General features: G+C 48.4%; 16 protein-coding genes. 11 read left to right on the forward strand and 5 right to left on the reverse strand.

Features of this window, described 5'->3' with window-relative positions:
- Positions 1–100: 100 nt before the first annotated feature.
- The 5 genes from EJL91_RS24545 (at position 101) to EJL91_RS09505 (ending at position 5,258) form a co-directional block, all read left to right on the forward strand.
- Positions 101–265, forward strand: a complete 165-nt coding sequence (locus tag EJL91_RS24545; RefSeq protein ID WP_164516794.1) for a hypothetical protein — start codon at positions 101–103, stop codon at positions 263–265.
- Positions 266–380: 115 nt separating this feature from the next.
- A complete protein-coding gene (locus EJL91_RS09490; RefSeq protein WP_125141692.1) occupies positions 381–1,334 on the forward strand; it encodes a D-2-hydroxyacid dehydrogenase in 954 nt (317 codons plus the stop codon).
- A 164-nt stretch (positions 1,335–1,498) separates the two neighbouring features.
- Positions 1,499–2,812, forward strand: coding sequence for a glucose-6-phosphate isomerase (locus tag EJL91_RS09495; protein WP_125141693.1), 1,314 nt, complete (start codon positions 1,499–1,501; stop codon positions 2,810–2,812).
- 432 nt (positions 2,813–3,244) lie between these two features.
- Complete coding sequence (locus EJL91_RS09500) at positions 3,245–4,093, forward strand: MurR/RpiR family transcriptional regulator (protein WP_125141694.1); 849 nt, start codon at positions 3,245–3,247, stop codon at positions 4,091–4,093.
- Between the two features lie 19 nt (positions 4,094–4,112).
- Complete coding sequence (locus EJL91_RS09505; RefSeq protein WP_125141695.1) at positions 4,113–5,258, forward strand: glycerate kinase family protein; 1,146 nt, start codon at positions 4,113–4,115, stop codon at positions 5,256–5,258.
- A gap of 203 nt (positions 5,259–5,461) precedes the next feature.
- Here EJL91_RS09505 and hutH read toward each other — a convergent pair whose 3' ends face one another.
- The gene (gene hutH, locus EJL91_RS09510) at positions 5,462–6,985 is read right to left on the reverse strand and encodes a histidine ammonia-lyase (RefSeq protein WP_125141696.1); all 1,524 of its coding nucleotides are present in this window, start codon (positions 6,983–6,985) and stop codon (positions 5,462–5,464) included.
- A gap of 298 nt (positions 6,986–7,283) precedes the next feature.
- Here hutH and EJL91_RS09515 point away from each other — a divergent pair, with 298 nt between their 5' ends.
- The 3 genes from EJL91_RS09515 to EJL91_RS24895 all read left to right on the forward strand — a co-directional run bounded on the left by EJL91_RS09515 (position 7,284) and on the right by EJL91_RS24895 (position 11,939).
- Complete coding sequence (locus EJL91_RS09515) at positions 7,284–10,199, forward strand: AAA family ATPase (RefSeq protein WP_125141697.1); 2,916 nt, start codon at positions 7,284–7,286, stop codon at positions 10,197–10,199.
- A 260-nt stretch (positions 10,200–10,459) separates the two neighbouring features.
- Positions 10,460–11,002, forward strand: coding sequence for a DUF6323 family protein (locus tag EJL91_RS09520; protein WP_125141698.1), 543 nt, complete (start codon positions 10,460–10,462; stop codon positions 11,000–11,002).
- 82 nt (positions 11,003–11,084) lie between these two features.
- Positions 11,085–11,939, forward strand: coding sequence for a DUF6179 domain-containing protein (locus EJL91_RS24895; protein ID WP_243125294.1), 855 nt, complete (start codon positions 11,085–11,087; stop codon positions 11,937–11,939).
- A gap of 441 nt (positions 11,940–12,380) precedes the next feature.
- On the opposite strand, the gene ftcD is transcribed toward EJL91_RS24895, so the two are convergent.
- The 4 genes from ftcD to EJL91_RS09545 all read right to left on the reverse strand — a co-directional run bounded on the left by ftcD (position 12,381) and on the right by EJL91_RS09545 (position 17,045).
- A complete protein-coding gene (gene ftcD / locus EJL91_RS09530) occupies positions 12,381–13,259 on the reverse strand; it encodes a glutamate formimidoyltransferase (protein ID WP_125141699.1) in 879 nt (292 codons plus the stop codon).
- Positions 13,260–13,345: 86 nt separating this feature from the next.
- Positions 13,346–13,912 carry a cyclodeaminase/cyclohydrolase family protein gene (locus EJL91_RS09535; RefSeq protein ID WP_125141700.1) on the reverse strand — a complete coding sequence of 189 codons (567 nt, stop codon included), beginning with the start codon at positions 13,910–13,912 and terminating at the stop codon, positions 13,346–13,348.
- Positions 13,903–15,171: an imidazolonepropionase gene (gene hutI, locus EJL91_RS09540; protein ID WP_125141701.1), complete on the reverse strand. Its 1,269-nt coding sequence runs from the start codon at positions 15,169–15,171 to the stop codon at positions 13,903–13,905. Before hutI ends, EJL91_RS09535 begins: the two co-directional genes overlap by 10 nt.
- Positions 15,172–15,287: 116 nt before the next feature.
- A complete protein-coding gene (locus tag EJL91_RS09545) occupies positions 15,288–17,045 on the reverse strand; it encodes a urocanate hydratase (RefSeq protein ID WP_125141702.1) in 1,758 nt (585 codons plus the stop codon).
- 694 nt (positions 17,046–17,739) lie between these two features.
- Here EJL91_RS09545 and EJL91_RS09550 point away from each other — a divergent pair.
- From EJL91_RS09550 to EJL91_RS09560, 3 genes are all read left to right on the forward strand, one after another.
- Positions 17,740–19,137, forward strand: a complete 1,398-nt coding sequence (locus EJL91_RS09550; RefSeq protein ID WP_125141703.1) for a YfcC family protein — start codon at positions 17,740–17,742, stop codon at positions 19,135–19,137.
- A 96-nt stretch (positions 19,138–19,233) separates the two neighbouring features.
- The gene (locus EJL91_RS09555; protein WP_125141704.1) at positions 19,234–20,421 is read left to right on the forward strand and encodes a M20 metallopeptidase family protein; all 1,188 of its coding nucleotides are present in this window, start codon (positions 19,234–19,236) and stop codon (positions 20,419–20,421) included.
- Positions 20,422–20,454: 33 nt separating this feature from the next.
- Positions 20,455–21,636, forward strand: coding sequence for a hypothetical protein (locus tag EJL91_RS09560; protein WP_243125295.1), 1,182 nt, complete (start codon positions 20,455–20,457; stop codon positions 21,634–21,636).
- The last annotated feature ends 115 nt before the right edge of the window (positions 21,637–21,751 follow it).

A 21,751-nucleotide genomic window follows, 5' to 3' on the forward strand; every position in this document is an offset into this window, starting at 1 on the left:
GCCATAACCTTCCTGTGGGGAAGAAGGGAGAAAAAGATTCCGGAGGGAACCTGGGAGTTCATCGGCACTTACCGAGGTATTTTCGAGGTTAGTGACCGTTATGTACTCCAACGAGCGAAAGCGTTTCCCGCAGGAACTTTTTCTGCCCGGATTCCCCACCCGCGACAATCTGATGCCCGGGACGAAAGACTCATCGATCCCCTTCATCACTCCGGTCCCCGGCCTGACGGCGGCGTCCTCATTTCTCAACCAAATCCCTATTTAAATGCGGAACTGTTACGATCTAACCATATATGCATAAAATTATCTAATTGACATTGGGAGTGAACAATAACATAATTCAGACAGGAACAATAAATATCAAATCAGGAGGCTGAGACATGAAAATTGTAATATTGGACGGATATACAGAAAATCCCGGAGATCTGAGCTGGGAAGGTTTTGAAGCGTTAGGTGAGGTTACTGTATACGACAGAACTCCGGAGGATAAGATCACGGAGAGAATCGGAGACGCGGAGATTGTTATTATCAATAAGACACCGATCAGCAGGGAAACGCTGGATGTTTGCAGAAATATCAGATACGTTGGCGTACTGGCTACCGGATTTAACGTAGTTGACATAAAAGCATGCAAAGAGGCGAGCGTGGTGGTAGCGAATATCCCTACCTACGGAACGGACGCAGTGGGACAGTTTGCCATCGCACTTTTGCTTGAAATCTGCCATCACGTGGCACATCACAGCAATGCGGTTCATGAGGGCCGTTGGTCATCGAACGAGGACTGGTGTTTCTGGGATTATCCCCTGATTGAACTGGCCGATAAGACTATGGGTATTATCGGTTTCGGCCGGATTGGAAGGGCGACAGGCCGGATTGCAAAAGCCATGGGGATGCGCGTTATAGCCTATGACGGTTATCCGTGCGAGGAAGGCAGGGAACTGGGAGAGTACGTCGGCCTAGATGAGCTTCTTGCCCAGTCGGATGTGATTGCTCTCCACTGTCCTCTGACGCCGGAGAATACCGGTCTTATCTGCAGGGCGACGATTGATAAAATGAAGGACGGTGTGATTATTCTCAATAATTCCAGAGGTCCTCTGATTAACGAGGAGGATCTGGCGGAGGCCCTGAACCTGGGAAAGGTCTATGCCGCCGGACTGGATGTGGTGGGAGCGGAGCCAATCAGTATGGATAATCCTCTCCTGAAAGCAAAAAATTGTTTTATCACCCCCCACATTTCCTGGGCTCCGAGGGAATCCAGAAAACGGCTGATGGATTTGGCCGTAGACAATTTAAAAGCTTTCCTTGCCGGAAATCCAATCAATGTGGTGAATTAACAGGCAATGATGAAAAGGGGATTTTACAGCGGAAGCTGGAGGATGCCCCTTTTTCTATTAAAGACGGCAACCAGCCCGCCGGGTATGCGGGTTACCGTTCGGTTGGCGGGCGGCGTAAAGTTTACTGAGTGTGCTTTTCACTGCTTCATTATGGAGGTTATAATATGAGGACATTAGAGTTTAATTATGAATATGCAATGAATTTTTTAGACAGTGACGAACTTGCCTGTTTTGGGCCTACCGTCAGGAACGCAAGGAATCTGTTGGTAAACCGGGAAGGGGAGGGCAGTGACTATCTGGGCTGGCTCGATCTTCCCGAAAACTATAATAAAGCAGAATTTGCGGCAATCAAAGAGGCAGCGGAAAAGATTCGGAAGGATTCGGACGTCCTGCTTGTGATCGGAATCGGCGGTTCCTACCTGGGAGCGCGCGCGGCATATGAACTCTTGGCGGCAAACAGGCCGGAAGGGCCTGACAGGGAAGGTAAAACAGAACTTTACTTTGCGGGCAACAATCTGAGTTCCCTCTATATCGAAAATATTAAGAGTAAGCTTGCCGGAAAGGATTTTTCCATCAATGTAATATCCAAGTCGGGCACGACCACGGAACCTGCGGTTGCCTTCCGGATTTTTAAAGAACTGCTGGTGGAGAAGTACGGCGCGGACGAGGCAAAAGGCCGGATTTACTGTACCACCGACCGAAAAAGAGGAGCGCTGAAACAGATGGCGGATGAGGAGGGATACCGGACTTTTGTCATTCCCGACGATGTGGGCGGCCGGTTTTCCGTTCTGACTCCGGTGGGACTCCTCCCTATTGCAGCGGCGGGGATCGACGTGGATGCTCTGCTGCGGGGAGCCGCCGATATGAGAAAAACGGCTCTCGGAGCGCCTCTGGAAGAAAATCCGGCTCTCCTTTATGCAGCGGTTCGAAATCTCCTTCACCGGAAAGGAAAGTCGGTGGAGATTCTGGTGAATTATGAACCGAATATGCAATATATTGCGGAGTGGTGCAAGCAGCTTTTTGCGGAGAGCGAAGGAAAGTCGGGAAAGGGGATTTTCCCAGCCTCGGTCAATATGACAACTGATCTTCATTCTCTGGGCCAGTTTATCCAGGACGGTTCCCGCATCATGTTTGAGACGGTGTTTGAAATTGAAGAATCCGGGGCCGAGATTATGCTCAAAAAAGAAGAAAAAGACCTGGACGGCCTGAATTATCTGGATGGAAAAACGCTGGACTTCGTCAACAGGAGCGCAATGAAGGGGACGATGAAGGCGCATGTCGAGGGCGGCGTCCCCAACCTGATCGTTCGGATGCCGGAACAGTCGGCGTACTGGCTCGGGCAGCTTTTCTATTTCTTTGAGTTTGCAATCGGGGTCAGCGGATATATATCGGGCATCAATCCGTTTAACCAGCCCGGAGTGGAAATGTATAAATCCAATATGTTCGCCCTTCTTGGAAAGCCGGGGTATACGGATTAAGCGGCAAAGGATTAAGTATATGTTATGGCCCGCGCCGGGTTACAAGCGCGTGTCTGAACATGAGGTGAACAGTTACAGAATTCTTCCATGCAGGAATAATTGTATGATATAATGTCTGCGTAAGCGGATATTGTATCATGCGCATACCGTTTTCTGGGTCCACCGCAGAAATGCGGGCGCTAAGTTCCGTCGGAGACACGTATTCACGAAGTGAATATGGTGTCATGTGCGCGTAGCGAACATGATACTGCGCATACCGTTTTCTGAGTCTACCGCAGAAATACGGGCGCTAAGTTCCGTCGGAGACACGTATTCACGAAGTGAATATGGTATAATATAACTGGTTAGAGCTGATATTGTAACTGCACATCTTTGCTGCCGTAAAACCAGCAGGGGCAAACGGCGGCGTCAGAAAAGATAGGGGGAATTTGCGTGATTGAAGTAAGCTGCAAAGAAAAAATAAAGGGCAGTATGCATTTGCTTACCAACAGTGAGAGTAAAATAGCCAAATACGTACTTGACAATTATAATGAGACACTGAACTATAACGTGTCGGAGCTGGCTGATAAAGCCGGAGTCAGCGACGCCTCGGTCGTCCGTTTCTGCAAGAGCCTGGGCTATAAAGGATTCCAGGATTTTAAAATCAGCGCGGCGCGTGACATTTTGCCGCGTGACCGCTATTTCAATCCCAGCCTGGAACAGAACGACGATGTGGAGACAATCTGCAAAAAGATATTTAATCTGGAGATGGCGGCTCTCAACAGAACGTTTTCCCTGATTAATTTTAGCGATATGGAGGCGGCCTGCGAGGCCATCAGCAGGGCGGACAAGGTTCTGGCCATGGGCAGCGGCGGGAGCCTGATTGTGGCAAAGGATATGCAGCACAAACTCATGAAAATCGGTGTCCAGTCATTTGTCCATGATGACATCGATCTGCAGATGATGGCGGCATCTCTGCTGACAGATAAAGATGTTGCTATCTGCATTTCCCATTCTGGCAGCAACCGCAATATACTGAGCGGGCTGAAGCTGGCCCACGACAACGGCGCCACGACGATCGCACTGACGGGACAGGGAAAGACGCCGATTGCCAACACCGCGGATATTGCGCTGTATGTGGCGTCGGAGAAAACTATGTTCCGCTCCGAATCTGCGAGTACGAGAATCGCCCAGTTGTCCATGATTGATTCCATGGTGTCCATTATTGCGTTTAAAAATTATGAGAAGTCATACCGGGCCGTCCAGCAGACGAGGCAGGCGACGGCGGAGAATAAATTCTGATTTTAACGGGAGGAGTAGGATGAAGGTAACTATTGCAATTGACTCACTGAAAGGGAGCCTGACTTCCCTGGAGGCTGGAGAGGCGGCCGCGGAGGGCATCAGGAGAGTATACGGGGATGCCGCCGTCTGTGTGCGCCCCCTGGCTGACGGAGGAGAGGGGACCGTGCAGGCCCTGGCCTGCGGAATGGGCGGAATGCTTAGAAAAGTCACCGTTACCGGGCCTTTAGGGGAGCCGGTGGACTGTGAATACGGGATTATTAAGGAGAGCAGAACTGCGGTCGTAGAGATGGCCGGAGCAGCCGGAATTACCCTTGTTTCAGACGCGGAGCGCAATCCGCTCTATGCGACTACATACGGAGTCGGCGAAGTAATCAGGGATGCAATTGCAAACGGCTGCCGGAGATTTGTCGTGGGAATCGGAGGAAGCGCCACCAATGACGGCGGCGTGGGAATGCTGCAGGCGCTGGGATATGGGATCCTGGACGGAGACGGTGCACAGGTGCCATTCGGCGCCGCCGGTCTTGAAAGAATCATATCCATCACCGATGACAACGTGCTGCCGGAGCTATCCGAGTGCACGTTCCGGATTGCCTGCGACGTGACGAACCCCCTCTGTGGGGATAAGGGATGCAGCGCCGTGTTCGGCCCTCAGAAAGGTGCGGATCCGGATATGATCCGCCGGATGGATGAGTGGCTGATGCAGTTCGCCGCGCTTGCGCAGAAGAAATACCCGAATGCCGATCCGAAATATCCGGGAACGGGTGCCGCGGGAGGCCTTGGTTTTGCATTCCTTGGCTTTACAAATGCGGTTCTGGAATCAGGAGTGAAGATTGTTCTCGATGAAACAAGGCTGGACGAATACGTCAGGGATGCCGATATCGTCGTCACAGGAGAGGGCAGGCTGGACGGCCAGACCGTGATGGGAAAGGCTCCCATCGGAGTGGCCCGGACGGCAAAGAAGTACGGGAAAACGGTCATTGGATTGTCCGGCTGTGTGACCAGGGATGCGGTGGCCTGTAACGCGGAGGGCATCGACGCATTTTTCCCGATTCTGCGGACCGTGGTCAGCCTGGAAGAGGCTATGGAGGCGGAGACCGCGGGGAGAAACCTGGCGGATACGGCGGAGCAGGTATTCCGGCTGATTCATACCCTGAAGGAACAGTAAATTGTATATTGCATACAGAATGCCGCGGATGTCCCATACCGCTATAACAATTGTTACCACCATAAAAGCCAATACCGGCCGCTGCTGTTACGCAGGACCGGTATTGGCTTTTATGGGTTCAAAGTTCAGTGAGTTTGGCTGCCCCGGTATTCGAGGGTCCACGGACAGCCTTAATAAGGATAGGTTGAATATATTGTAAAGGCTTATAAAGCCAGTTTACCAACAGCTTTTTCTGCGGCTTCTACAAATTCGCCGTCTTTTAATACTTTAAAGATCTTGTTCATGTCTTTGTAGATAGCGCGGTCTGTTTCCATGAAGGATACTTCGCGGCGTACCAGGTCATAAACGGCCTTTGTACCTTTGCCGAGTTTGTCGGCGCCCTTGAAATCAGCAGCCTGTGCAGCACAGATAAGCTCGATAGCCAGTACATGCTCTGCATGGTCGATGATGGTTGCTGCTTTACGGGAAGCGATGGTACCCATACTTACATGGTCTTCCTGGTTGGCGGATGTTGGGATGCTGTCTACGCTGGCCGGATGAGCCAGAACTTTATTCTCGGAAACAAGAGCTGCTGCAGCGTACTGTGCAACCATGAATCCATCATTGATTCCTTCTTCTACACATAAGAAGCCCGGAAGTCCGCTGAGCTGCGGGTTAACAAGGCGCTCAATTCTGCGCTCTGCAACGTTTGCAAACTCTGCCATAGCGATTCCCAGAGTATCCATAGCGATAGCAACAGGCTGTCCGTGGAAGTTTCCGCCGGAGAAGATGTCGCCGTTATCCGGGAAGATAATTGGGTTGTCTGTTACGGAGTTGATCTCTGTCTCGATTACGCCTCTTACATAGTCGAGGGCAAGGCGGCTTGCGCCGTGAATCTGAGGCAGGCAGCGTAAGGAATATGCATCCTGCACACGGATCTGTCCCTGTCTGGTGGTCAGCTTGCTGTCCTGTAAAAGCTGGAGCATGTTGGCGGCAACGTCAACCTGGCCCTTGTGAGGACGAACCATCTGGATTCTTGGATCGTATGGGTCGATAATGCCTTCCAGGGAATCTACGGTAAGAGCAGAAGTGATATCTGCCATCTTTGTCAAAATTTCAGCGTCATGGATTGCCAGGCTGGCTACGCCAAGCATAGCGCAGGTACCGTTGATTAAAGCCAGGCCCTCTTTTGCTTTTAATGTAACTACGGGGATTCCGGCTGCTTCCATTGCTGCGCGGCCTTCCATTACTTTACCCTCGTATTCTGCTTCACCTTCTCCGATCATCGGAAGAACCATATGAGCCAGTGGGCACAGGTCGCCGCTGGAACCTACGGAGCCTTTTTCAGGAATAACAGGATGAACGCCCTTGTTGATCATGGCAATCAGGGTCTCTACGGTAGATAAACGGATACCGGAGAATCCTTTAGCCAGAGCATTTACACGCAGCAGCATGATAGCTCTTGTAACATCCTGTTTAAATGGATCGCCTACGCCAACGGCGTCGGATAAGATCAGGTTTAACTGCAGTTTGTCCAGTTCATTTTCTGATATTGCCACATTTACGAATTTACCAAAACCTGTGTTAAGTCCGTAAATAACTTTCTTTTCTTCAATGTTTTTCTCTACGATATCACGGGAAATCTGAATATTTTTTTTGGCCTCTTCGCTTAAGCCCACTTCTGCCTTATTGCGGGCAATGTCCACCACCTGATCAATTGTCAGGCTGTTGCCGTCCAGAAAAATCATAATATGTAAACCCTCCAATCACATAATTTGCCGCTTTGGCGGCCGTTCGTTGTTTTGATGTTTTTAGTCTACACCCTGGCTGTCGATAAACTGTCGATGCCGGAGCCTGTACTAGATTATATTCGATTTTTTTCTAAAACAGAAGCAAATCTTTTATCGTCGTTATACAGGCGGGTTAATGGAAAGTTTTATTTCGTAATACTTTACAAAAATAAGTTGTGTTTTGTTGCGAATTTATGAGATATGCTTTAATATTGTATAGGGAACATTCAGACATGACTTGGGGAGGGCTTACTTGATGAAGGACGTTACTGTAGTATTAATGAACACGCCGTCAGTGATGGTGGATGGGGAGAAGAAAGTATTTCCATACAGGAAAGTCGAAGGCCTATTCTATTACATATGTGTGAGAAAAAGAATAACGAGGGATGAAGCAATCGGAATTTTCTGGGCGGACTGCGATGAGACCAGCGCCAGGAAAAATCTGAGGGATGCGCTGTACCATATCAAAAAGATTGTAGGCCCGGATATCATCAGCATGGACGGCAACGTGTTTATTTCGCTGAATACCGAGCTTCATATAAAAGTAGATGTGGACGAGGCAAGAGCGAATATTCTGGAACATTATGATGGGGAGTTTATGAGCTTCTTCTATGTAAAGAACTGTCTGGAATTTGAAAACTGGATGGATGATTACAGAAGAGAGCTGAAGGAACATTATATTAAAGCGGCTCAGCATAAAGCGGAGCAGGCTATCCACGACGGCGACACTTCGGAGGCGCTCCGCTATGCGGGGAAGCTGGTTGAAGTTTTATTCCTGGACGAGAGCTTTTACAGAAAGATGCTGACATTCCTGATGGGGGAGGGGGAATATTCCTCGGCAATATCCCTGTATCAGAAGTTTGCACTGGCGCTTAAGCAGGATCTCGAGGAAGAACCGGAGGCGGAAACAAAGGCGCTGATGGATAAGATTCTCAAACTGCGTAAGAAGATCGCGGAGCATCCGGTGAAGGAACAGCGGCTTTTTATGGGGCGGCAGAAGGAACTGTACGGAATCTACGAGAGTATTCAGAAACACAGGGTAAAAGGCAAGGATTCCGGAGAGAATTTTGTTCTTATTTCAGGGGAGGCGGGAGTCGGCAAGACGGCTCTGATGGGCCAGCTCCGTACACTGCTGGAGGAGGAAAACCATACCGTATTTTCCTATTGCTGCTGTCCGTCGGAGTCGGATCTGTATCTGAAACCGTGGAACGATATTTTAAACCAGGTGCGGGAATTCTGCTTAAAGCAGCGTAAGGATCTGAAGACTCTGGAATATTTTACTTCCAAGGAGGTGACGGATTACAGGATCTTTGCCACCCAATACGGAATTCACATGGAAGATATGCTCCGGACCTTCTGCCGGGATTTCGGCAACTCCGAGATTATTATTTTCCTGGACGATATTCAGTGGATGGATTCTTCGAGTATCCAGCTTCTGAACAATATGCTGTTCCATCTGAGGGACTGTCCGATTTTCATTGTCGCGGCCAGCAGGCTGGAGACGGTGAAAGAGATTCGGGATATGGAAGTTTCCCTCATGAGGGAGGGCCTGATTCGGGAACTGAAATTAAAACGGTTTACCCTGGAAGAGACGAGAGAACTAATCGAGGCACAGGCTCATGAGCTTCTGGGAGAGCCGGATAAACTTGATAAAATATATGAATATACGGATGGAAATGCATTATTCCTGACCGAGCTTATCAAGATATTGAAAGACAATGACGGGGGGATGATGACGGACAATCCGCTGACCTCCAAGATGGTCAGCATCATCCAGAGCCGACTGATGAAGCTGACGGATGAGGAACAGAATCTGCTTAATGTAATGTCTGTTTTCTACCATGAAGTGACGATAGAAGACATTCAAATCCTGTATCCGGAAGCGGAGCTTCGAATCTATGATCTTTTGGAGGGTCTTCTGGCGCGCCAGATTATCTATGAGAAGGTGGAAGCGTCAGCCATTACCTATCAGTTTACCCACAGCCTGATCCACAACTATGTCCAGTCGAAGATCTCGGCGGGCAGAAAGCAGATTTACCACAGGCAGGTTGCCGGATTTTACGAGCAGAAATATAAGGAAACAGGGGATATCACCCTGATGCCGGAACTGATCTACCATTTTGAAAATGCCAAAGATTTATATAAAAAATATGAGTACAAGCTGGAATACTTTAAAGAGTTTTTCTCCGGCACCCAGGAGATTTATCCGGTGATGTCATCCAGCTTCACCGACAAATTCTTCTTCCCGGATCTGGATTCCAGTGAAAACGTGCTGATCCCTCTGGCGGAGGAGATCAGGGCATTGCCGAACCGGGATCAGAAATATCAGGAACTCCGAATGAAGGTGGAGTATCTGATTGGAAGGTACGATCTTTCGAGCGGGGATTACCAGTACGGCCTCCGCAATATGAATGCCTGCATTGAGGCGGCGAGGATACTTAAGAATTCCAGATACCTGATGGACAGTTATCTTCAGATGATTTATTATGCGATCCAGGTGTATGATCTGGATATGATGAAGGAATATGTCGGGTACTGTTCGGAACTTCTGGATGAATATCATTATCCGGAATCCACATCCTATATGATACAGCGCCTCACCGCGCTGTACTACAGCAAGACACAGCAGTACGATAAAGCGGCCGAGCTTCTGGAAACCCTGATTCCAAAACTGGAAAGACTTCAGATGGATCCGTCCTGTATGGCGGGACTGATTGCCTGCTATAATTACCGAGGTGAAATCTACATGAAGCTGGAAGACTGGGAGAACGCACACACCTGTATCAGCAAAGCTCTCTCCTTCAGTCATGCGGCTCCTCCGACGGCGGGACTGGGAATGTCGTTTACCAATATGGGTATCATCCTGTACAGAATGGATAATTACGACAAAGCCTCCGAATACTTCGACAAAGCCAGGGGCTGTTTCCAGAATCTTTCCATCCAGTGGGGACGTGCGAAAGAAGAGGCATACTCCGCGCTGCTGGAATTGAAACTGGGCAAAACAAAGAGTGCGCTGGTGCGTTACAAGGCGGCATGCAAATACACGGACAAAGACTACAGCCCGAACACGCTGCTGATGCTGCAGACTGTCTATAGCCAGCTGAAAGAGATTCCAGACCTGGATGTCCCGGAACCACCGAAGATTCCGGCAAAGAAGGTTAAGACGGTATAACCTGAGCGGCAAACTAACCCGGTATTGAAGAAACAAAGATATATAAAAAAATAAAAAGAGGAAATTCAGTTATGCAGGGCAGCGCCCGACTGGATTTCCTCTTTTTTCTAATACTATAATACCACAAAAACGCCTTTTTTTCAAGACTTGTAATGCATCTGCGCCCGGCGTATAATGAGCAGCTACAATACATTTTGCCAGACCCGGACCGAAAAGAGAGCCGGATCCGGAACCGTTAAGAGCAGAGGAAAGGGGGATATATGGAGGAACGGATTTTTGAGGTTATGCAGCTTAAGAATGCGGAGAAAGAGATTGCCGGACTTCTGGCATGCAGTGAAAAGACAGAGGAGTACGGCCTGACTCTGACCAGAGAGGAGGCGGCGGAGCTGGTGGCCAGCCGCAACGACAGCCTGAAGAAATACCGCCGTGTGGAGTTTGGCAGGGGAATGTTGGATAAACTGGTATATACATTCTGCGATTCAGAGTATATAAACAGCGATAACTACCTGGAAACTCTGGAGGGGCTTTTGGAACTGTTCTACGAATTCAGGAACGAATCGGGGGACCAACTCAGCGACGATGAACTTCTGACATTCATGAAAGAGCAGTTTGAGGGTGTCTGTTACGGCGACCTGGAATACCTGGGCGGAACCTGCCTGGAACGTTTCGCCGCGTCGGTGAGAGCCGGATATACCGGATTTCGGAGCACACAGGGGAAAGGAGAGTATGAGGCCCTTTCTTCAGAACAGAGATGGGATAATGAACTGTACATGAAAGTTTTAAAAGAACAGTTCTGGGAGTAATAGTAACAGTTCTGCCATAGTTAATTTCGTTGCAGTTTGGCCGAAGGCTGAACTGTAACGAGTAACACGAAAGGAGTATGGTATGGAATATGAGATGGCGCAGCTTCTGGAGCTGACGAAACAGCTGACTGAACAATACACATCAAAAGATATGAGTTCGATCACATACGAAACAGCGGGAATGCTGATGGAGGCGGTTCTCTACTGCATCAGAGAAGACAGATACCGGCAAGAATCTGCGCTCCCGGGAAAACAGATGCCCGCAGAACAGGGAATATTGGATGCCGCAGCCGCTTATGCAAGAGGTTATAAAACCGTTCTGGGCAAGGTGAACCGCGCAAGGGGAATCTACGGAATGTTAATCAACGGGTTTGAAGACTACGGCTGTATCAATTACAGAGACACAATAACCAGGGGAATGCCGGGATTCTTCGTAAAATACGACGCCAAATACTGTCCCCAGGATCACATCCTGACCCTGGACTATCCCGTCATAGGAGGCAACGCTATCAAAAGAGGAGAGCACACACTCTGCGGAATCGATCTTATCTACGAATACCTGAAAGGCATATGGACGGAGAAGCAGTTCCTGGCCCACTTCGGGCGCCAGGAGATCATAAACCTGATGCATTCACTCTACGGTGAGTACGAGTCCCTCTACCTGGATAACTTGTGCGAACCGGTCCTCCTTAACGCCGCAGGCTGCCTAATCGCCCAAAAACCGGTCCAGACCCTGGAAGTAGGCCGGGACGGCCTCTGCCTCCTGGAAAACTACTTCGAAAACTGCACCACCGCCCAAATAGCCGCCAAACTACAACCCTACATCCTGGCCCTGACAGAAAACACAGAATGGTTCCGCCAGACCCCCACCCTCTACGCCCCCAGCATAGAAAACGCCATAAAACATAAAAAGCTGGAATCACTTTTTCAGATTTAAATCCCCCTGAAAAACGAGGCAGCCAGCCGTTTCAGGACACAGGCCGGGCCGATCCCTTCCCTGGTCTTCAGTCCCGCCGACACGCTGCCCGGGGGGAAGAAGGGTGAAAACATTCCGCAGGGGACATTGGAATCCGCCGGCGCTTAACGAGGTATTCCACGAGTTTAGCACCGTTGTGCATTCCACAAGCGGGAGCGAGTCCCCGGAGGAATATTTTCAGCCCTGATTCCCCCTGCCGATCCCCCCTCTCCGGGACTGAAGACCCGCCAACAAACTCCCCCCCGTCCGTCCCCCTCCTGTAAACAGCCCTCATTTTTCCCCACACAAAACAGGGAGAGAAACCTATCACAATCTCTCTCCCCATATATAATCACCATTTTAAAGAACTGCAGCTTTCCGGCTTCCGGTCTGCCGCATTGTATTTATCACCAAAGAGGGTTTTTAGAAATATAACTGATCCATTGAGAAGGTATGTGTTCTCAGATAGAACTTAAGAACTTCTTCCAGAGCGTAAACAGGAACCGGTCCTACCAGTTCGCAGTCCTCAACCAGGATACCGTACTGGGATGCCTCGGATTTGATTGTTTCAAATACGCGGTGGATTGGTGTCTTCTCATAGTTTGTCAGGTTCATGGAAACCTGAACGATTCCGCGCTCTTCCAGAGGAAGTGCGATGGCGCGTACATTCTGATATCCGCCGGCAGCGCCTCTGACCGCTTTTACAATCTGTTTTGCAATAGCGATGTCAGCTGTTTTTAAGTTAACGTTGAAAGCAACAAGCGGGAAACGTACGCCGGTAACGGTAGCGCCGCTCTTGGCATTGAAGTCCTTAGGTCCTTCGTCCGGAACCCATGCAGGATCTTTCATACGCTCGCAGAGAGCTTCGTACTCGCCCTTACGGATGCGTACCAGGTTCTTTCTCTCTTCACAGGTAGCTGCGTCTTCGTAGTAATATACCGGAACGCCCAGTTCGTCGCCCAGATATTTTCCGAATGCTCTTGCAATAACGAGAGCTTCGTCGATCGATACATCTTTTACAGGGATAAACGGAACAACGTCTACGGCGCCGATACGTGGATGGCTTCCGATGTGTTTTGTCATGTCGATCAGCTCGATCGCCTTTGCTGCCAGACGTTTTGTGCCGGCTAAAACAGCCTCAGGGCTCCCCTTGTAGGTAAATACGGTACGGTTGTGGTTTGCATTGGAGTTAATGTCCATTACATCAACTTCTTCTCCGTCCAGAAGAGCGGCCTTAACCTGCTCAACCAGATCCAGATCCTTGCCTTCGCTGATATTAACTTCAGCCATTAAAACTTTCATTACTTTTCCTCCTGATTTCTTTAATTCATGGCGTATGTAATTACACACATCTATTTCAAAGGGGCGTTTCGCCTCTGAAATGACTTTTACATCATTCCCTTTCCGAGATCTGCCATTGCGTCTTCCATTTCCTTTGTCCTGGCTTCGTCCTTAATCATGGACAGGTTGGCCTGGATGTTTAAAACACAGCCCTTCACGCCGGATTCGGACAGATATTTTGCGCTCATAAGGTCGGAGAGGCAGGCCGGATTGGAAGAGCCTTCCAGACGGCATACCAGATCATAAACTCTCTTATTGTTATATCCATTGTTCTTCGGAACAAGGGCAGCCTGGTAAGCGGCGTCGCGGACAGCCTGTTTTCTTACTTCTTTTTCTTCGTCTGTGGACTTTGGAAGTGCGAAAGCGTCTTTAATCATGCAGTAAGCTTCCGTGTCCTGCTCGGATCCTTTTAAAAGAATCTGGGCGAGTTTATCCAGTTCCTCAGACATAGCCGTGTATTCTTCTACGGTGAGATTAACCGGTTTTGCCATGGAAAGTTTTGCAACCATGGATGCCATACCGGCTGCCATAGCTCCGGCCAGAGCGGAAGCGGAACCGCCTCCTACGGTAAAGTCATCAGAATCAACAACCTTGTTAAATACATCTAAATACATAAAATGCCTCCCTGGGCCGCTACTTTGCCTTTTTTGATGATTGTTTCGATCGGATTGCGGCCATATTTGTAAATTAAATCTTCGTAAGTGTCTGTGTCTAGAATTAAGAGATCCGCCATCTTACCAGGGGTAAGAGAACCTCTGTCTTTTAAGCCCATTGCCTTGGCGGCGCCTTTAGTTGCGGCGCGCAGCGCTTCTTCCGGAGTAAATCCATGCTGCCTGCAGGCAAGCACAAGAATAAAGATCATGGATTCGCACCAGCATCCGGGACAGCAGTTGGTAGCAAGGCCCAGATCCATTCCAATTTCTAACATTGGGCGCGGGTTAACCTGTTTTGCATGGTTTACGGCAAAATCAGTGCCTACCAGTAAAACTCCGGTAACATCGGCATCCTTCAGCTTCTGGAATACGCTTACCGGTGTGTAGTTCAGATGATCGGCCGACAGCATATGCATATCGGCAGCCAGATCGGAACCGCCTATATAAGAGTAGGCGTCGGTGTGAATTCTTGGGGCCAGTCCGTAGTCGCGGCCGGCGGCCAGCACGGTTTCACATTCCTTTGCCGTATAATGTCCTTCGTCACACCAGATGTCGTTGCAGCCGGCCAGTTTCTCTTCGGCCACGCGCGGAATCATCTCTTTGCAGAGAAGATCTATGTAATCCTCTTTTTTCATTCCTTCCGTCCAGCCATGGGCTCCGAGGAAGGTGGAGAAGATATCCAGAGGCAGTTCTGCGTTTAACTCGCGGTTTACCTCCAGCATGCGGATTTCGGATTCCATTGTCAGGCCGTATCCGCTCTTTCCTTCAAGAGTAGTGGTTCCGTTCATAAACATATTTTCCAGACGGCGTTTCGTCTGTGCCTTTAATTCTTCTTTCGGAAGGTTCACCGTCATGTTGACGGAGGCATAGATGCCGGTCGGGATTCCTTTTTTAACCAGAGTTTCCGGATTATCATCCGTAACGGAAATGGAATAAGCGGCTACTCTGGAACCGCCGAAAGTCACGTGGGTATGGCAGTCGATAAAGCCCGGCAGTACGACCTTCCTGGAAGCGTCGATGGTTTCCACTTCGGTGCCTTCGGTTTTTAGTTTATCAGCCAGTTTGTCAATCTCCGCCGCTTTGCCTGCGGCCTCGATCAGACCGTCACGGATCAGGACGCTGCCGCCTTCAATCAGGCCGATATCGTTATTATGATCGCCTTCCATAGTCAGAAGCTGCCTGGCGTTTCGGATCAGGAGAACTTTTTTACTGTTATCCATTGTGATCTCCTTTCATAAATCAAACAGTTTACATAAATTAAAGGTATAAAAAAACACAATCAGGAGGGCACATAAGTACCCTTATGAACCCTCCTGCAATGTACATTCCTGTACGATTATCTGATATATTCGCCTTCTGGAGCAAATGTAACCTTATCGGCCGGCTCCCACCAAAGCGGAATCTTGATGCCTTCGCCGCCTGCAATCTTGCCGGTTCCGTTGCAGACATCTTTTGCAGCCTGGTATCCGGACTGAGCGTGACGTACAACACCGATACCGGAGTCAACGGTAAGTGCAGAGTCAAGTCTTACATCGGCTTCTTCTGTACCATCAGCGATCATGGTAACACCTGTATGTACAGCCTCACCCATGGAGTAGTTAGCCTGGATAGCGATCAGGTCGCAGCCGGCTGCACAGTTTAATAAACCATTTAAGTATGGCCAGTCAGAGATGTAGTCTCCGCCGTCTGGCATGTTCTCGGACTCGAATGTCGGGTTAACGATAGAACCGGAGTCTAAGTTATCTCTGGAGAATGCTACCGGGCCCTTTACCTCGCCCTTCTTAATTAATTCGTTAACAGCAAGACCGAAACGTCTTCTTTCGCCATAGCCCATGTAGCAGATACGTGCCGGAAGAGCCTCGATTGGAAGATGTTTTCTCGCCAGGTTGATCCATCTCTCAACGAGTTTGTCACCCTTGCAGATTTCAAGCGCCAGGTCATCCAGACGGGCAAGGTCGGATGCTTCACCGGAGATACAGGTCCAACGGAAAGGTCCGCGGCCTTCGCAGAACAGTGGTCTGATGTATGCTGCTACGAAACCTTCAATCTGTTTTGCTTCTTTCTCAGGCATACCTGCATCGATACACTCTTTACGGATGCTTGTGCCGTACTCAAATGCTTCAACTCCGCGTTTTTTGAACTCGATCATAGCGCGTAACTGACGCTGCATTGTCTCACGTGCTGCTGCAAGATAAGCTTTTCTGTCTTTTCCACGGAATACGTCAGCCTCTTCTCCTGTGTATCCTGATGGGATATAGGAAATCGGGTCGTGGCAAGGACACATTTCTGTAACTACGTCAGGAAGGAAGTTCTTAGCAAGTGCCTCTTCATAAACGTCTGCTGCGTTTCCAACAACACCGATGGAGATCGGGTCATCTTTCTCAAGATGCTCTTTAGCAATAGCGATAGCTTCGTCTAAAGAACGAACCATTAAATCCATGTAATCTTTCTCAATACGTCTCTGGATTACTCTCTCGTCAGCATCAACAAGAATAACTACTGCGCCGTGCATTTTGCCTGCCCATGTCTGGTTTCCGCCCATGCCGCCTGCGCCTGCTGTTAAGAAAATCTTGCCGTGCATGTCATTATCCCACTCTTTTTTAAGCGCGATAGCTGCCAGAGTCTCAAATGTTCCTTCGATAACGCCCTGTGTACCAATGTACTCCCAAGGAGCAGCTGTGTACTGTGCGAAGATTGTAAGGTTTTTATCCTGAAGGTCGTAGAAACGCTCCCAGTCAGCTTTCATAATATTAGTAGTAGCCATAACAACACGTGGAGCTAATTTGTGTGTTTTGAATACTGCAACCGGCATACCGGACTGGATAACCAGTGTCTCATTGTCTTCAAGGTCTTTTAAGGACTGAACGATTGCATGGTAGGATTCCCAGTTTCTTGCGCATTTTCCATTGCCGCCGTAGATAACTAACTGCTCCGGAATCTCTGCGTTCTCCATATTGTTCTCAAGCATTCTTAAGATAGTTTCCTGTTTCCAGCCTTTACATCTTAATGTGTCACCTCTCTGAGCTTTTACGGAATAGTAGATTTCCGGTTTTCCTTCCTTTGGTGCATACATGTTTCCACCGTTCATTGACATAGCTAAATTCCTCCATTTCTTTCTGTTTGTTTTTGATTTCTACACCCTATGTAGTATTGTTTCTTTCCGGCCGTCTACGGTATTGGCATTTCGTAAGCGGCATTTGTTTGTATCTGATGGTTCAAGTATATGTACAGGCAGTCGAGGAAATGTCGATGTTTTGGGGTAAATCGCAGAAAGTTAAAAATATTTTTGAAAGGGGGGTATTCGACGCTTTATCGGCGGGCTGACACTATACTGGACATAGTTTTTTAAACCTTGTTTTATCCTAATAAATGAAAGGGTGAAGTATAGTCCTCTTAATGAGTTGCGGATGTGCGCAAGCTCCTGCTTTGATATGTAAAGCGGGATTACTGCCGTTCTGATATCCTGTTTTAAGTTTCTTCTATAATAACGTGAAAAATTGCAGGAACGGATATTAACGGGGCTGTGAGAAATAACCGTAATATAGCAGAACAAGAACGGCGTAAAAAACGGACTGGGGTAAACACAGTTAAGAGTGAGATGCGGGAAGGGGGAATGTTCTTAAAGAAAGTCAAAAAGAATAAACTGATACAAAAGGGGTTTAGTTATGGACAGACAAATGCCGTCACAGGCGGCAGCGCTGGAGGCCGGTTTTTTAACCGGGATTGGGACCCAGTGACAATCTGTTAATGAAAAGTTGATGAAGTAGTGAAAGAGGGGGTATTCAGTTATGGCTGAAAATGAAAAGAAGAAAAGATTCCAGTTACCGCACATTTATCTGTTATTGCTTATCATTATTTTTGCCTGTGCAATTGCAACCTGGATTTTACCGGCAGGTGAATTCGAACATACGATTAATGATGCCGGAATCGAAGTAGTAGTTCCCGGGACATTTCATATTGTTGAGTCTACACCGGTAGGGCCGTTTGCAGCTTTAAAATCATTATATGGCGGCATGCTGAACGGTGCGGGCGTTATTTTCTTCGTATTTATTTCATATGCATCGATTGGACTTATCATTCAGACCGGCGCTTTTAACGGTCTTGTTGCATTCCTTCTAAGGGTTCTCAAGGGAAATATGAGAGCAATTATTATACCAATCTTTATTACAGTGATTGGTGCGGCCTCCTCAACGATCGGTATATTTGAGGAGACGCTGCCTTTTATTCCTATTTTTGTCGGTATCGCAATAGCGATGGGATACGACGCTCTGGTGGGAACTGCCATCGTTGCACTTGGAGCCGGACTTGGCTACAGCGGAGCCTTTATGAATCCGTTTACCGTTGGAATGGCACAGAGTATTGCAGGTCTTCCCCAGATGTCGGGAGCCGGATACCGAATCTTCTGCCATGTCATGATGATTGCGGTGGCTTCAATTTATGTTGTACGTTATGCATTAAAGATACAGAAAGATCCGACCCAGAGCCTTGTATACGGGGATGATTTCAGCCATATGACGATGGACACTTCAGATCTTGAAAACCATCCTTTCGGCATTCGTGAGAAGCTGGTGCTCTTTACACTGGTAGCCGGTATTGCAGTCATTGTGTGGGGCTCCAAGACACAGGGCTGGTACTTTGAAGAATTAAACGTTATTTTCCTTCTTATGGGCGTTATCAGCGCCATTATCATGGGCTGGAAACCAAACGATATTGCCGACAGGATTGCCCATGGATTTACAGATATCGCCATGGCTTGCCTTATGATCGGACTTGCACGCTCGATTCTTGTTGTACTGCAGTCGGGCCACATTATTGACACAGTTGTATATGGCGCATCGATTCCGCTGTCCTATCTGCCGAACTGGCTGTCATCTATCGCCATGCTGCTTGTGCAGACAGTGCTTAACTTCCTGATTCCGTCTGGATCAGGCCAGGCCGTAACCAGTATGCCGATTATGGCTCCTCTTTCGGACCTGATTGGTGTTTCCCGTCAGACGGCAGTCCTTGCTTTCCAGTTTGGCGACGGTATCTCCAATATCCTCTGGCCGACCGGTTTTGCTCCAATTCTCTGTGGTATTGCGGGCCTTAAGCTTGATAAGTGGTGGAAATGGTTTGTTCCGCTGTTCCTGCTTATCCTGCTCACTCAGGCGGTTCTGATGGCGCTTTCCGTAGTAGTTTGGGCATAGAAAGACAGGGGATGTAAGACAGCACCGCAAATAACAGCAGATCTATTATCTGTTTTGTTTTAACAAAGATATGATACATATTCAGGAGGTATAGAAGTGAACGACATATTAAAAGAAGCTCAGGAGCTGCAGCATAAAATAGTAGAGTGGAGAAGAATTCTCCACCGTTATCCGGAGACAGGGTTAGTGCTTCCGAAAACAGCGGATTTTGTGACAAAGCAGCTTACTGCGGCAGGTATCGAATACCAGACATATGAAAACCATTCAGGAATCACGGCAGTGATTGGCAAAGGCGAGGGAAAAACAATTGCTATCAGAGCCGATATGGACGGCCTGCCCATCAAGGAAGAGACAGGACTCACCTATGCTTCCGCGAACGAAAATATGCATGCCTGCGGCCATGACGCCCATACGGCTATGCTAATAGCAACGGCTGTAATGCTTAAGAATCATGAGGATGGACTGAAAGGAAAAGTCAAACTTATATTCCAGCCGGCCGAGGAGGGACCGGGAGGAGCCGAGCCAATGGTAAAGGACGGAGTGATTGAGGATGTGGACGCGATTCTGGCGCTGCATGTCGGCTCTATGTTCGGTCCTTATAATAACGGTGATATCGCGGTGAGCTATTCCAATACTACGGCGGCAGATGATCAGCTTCTAATCAAAATACAGGGTTTTGGAGGCCACGGTTCCGTACCTCAGGAGTGTATCGACCCGGTTGCAATCGCAGCGCTTATTATCAACAACATCCAGTATATTATCAGCCGTGAAGTTGCACCGGCTGAATCTGCGGTTATCACTCTTGCCAGCGTCGAAGCAGGCAGAGGGGCTTACAATATTATCCCGGAGACGGCGGTAATTAAGGGAACGATCCGCAACGGTTCACCGGTGGTGAGGGAATTTGTACTGAAGAGAATCGAGGAGATAGCCAAAGCAACCGCACAGATGATGAGGGGAAGCTGTACCGTTGAAGTGCTGGACGGTTATCCGGCTCTGGTGAATGATCGAGCGATGGTGGAAAGCTTTTTGAAATCGGCTAAAAAGCTGGTTTCCGAGGAGGAGATTCACATTGCGGACCATGGAATGATGGGAGGAGAAGATGCGGCATTTTTCTTCCAGGAAGTGCCCGGCTGTTATTTCTTCCTGTCGAACCACGCGGAATGCCCGGCAGACGGAAAAGAGTACGGCGCGCATCATCCAAAGTTCTGTCTGAATGAGGATGTGTTTTACAGAGGGCCAGCGTTATTTACGCAGGCGGCAATGGATTGGCTGCAGGAAAACTAGAAGTTAAAGACTAAAATAAAGGGGAATATTTATATGTATTTGGATGCAATATTTTATTTTGCACTGTTAATGCTGATATTTGCGCTCAGCGATATTATATCGACTGTGACAAAGGCGGCGGTTCCGTCTATGTTTGCGCTATCCGTATTCTGTGTAATTCTGTTTTGGGGAGGGCTTGCGCCGACCAATATATTGGAGCTGGCCGGGATCAGCTCGACTTTAGTATACGTTGTTTATTACTTACAGCTGCCTCATATGGGTTCGCTGATGAGCGTGAAAGAAATTTCGGTACAATGGAAGACCATTATAGTATGTGTTGCAGGACTGATTGGAATGTGTCTGGCTACAATGACAATAGGGATGCTCGTTTTCGGCAAGCTGGCGGCAACGGTAGCGACACCTCCTCTGACAGGAGGAATTGTGGCATATCTGATTGTCAGTGAGCAGGCAGTGGCGATGGGGCGCCAGGATTTGGCCACACTGGCATTAGCCGTACTGGTTCTTCAGAGCTTTGTAGGTTACCCTTTGACATCATTTCTATTGAAAAAGGAAGCAAAACGACTGGCATCAAAATTTAGAAATGGGGAACGAGAGGGAAGTGATGAGAAGCTGGCAGAGGCGAAAAAACCGATTTTTCCTCAGCTTCCGGAGAAGTATGTAACAGACAATGTGGTTCTGTTTAAGGTCTCTGTGGCCGGTCTGATTGGTATCCTAATTACAGTTGCTACAAAAGAATTCCTTTCGAGATACGTAATTCTTCTTTTAGTAGGCGTGATTTTGTCGGAGATCGGGTTTCTGGACAGAAAACCGCTTATTAAATCCCAGGTGTTTGGCTTTACTTCGGTGGTTATCGTAGGATATGTTGTAGTCAGCGGTATTGCGGCAGCTTCTCCTGAGACAGTAATATCGATGCTCATTCCGGCTATGGGAATCATTATCATAGGCTGTATCGGCCTTTGTATCGCGGCCTCTGTTGCGGGACGCTTTGTCGGCTTCCATAAAGAGATGGCAATGTCCGTGGCGTTGACTGCCCTTTATGGTTATCCGGGAAATTTCATTCTTTCACAGGAAAGTGTCAAGGCAGTAGCTGAAAGCAAGGAAGAAAGTGATTACCTCACATCCAGAATCGAGCCACAGATGATAGTCGGCGGCTTCACAACAGTAACAATTGCATCCGTTATCGTTGCAAGTATTTTTTTAAAGATGTTTTTTTAGCGGCAGTAATCTGTGTTTTATATACAGCGCAGATGAATGCAGACAGCAATCTAAAAAGGCGTCATGCCCCGTTTCGTGGGTATGGCGCCTTTTTCTTTTTTACATCTGAAACTTA

The sequence above is a fragment of the Clostridium transplantifaecale genome (genome assembly GCF_900626075.1).
GTDB classification, from domain to species: Bacteria; Bacillota; Clostridia; order Lachnospirales; family Lachnospiraceae; genus Otoolea; species Otoolea transplantifaecalis.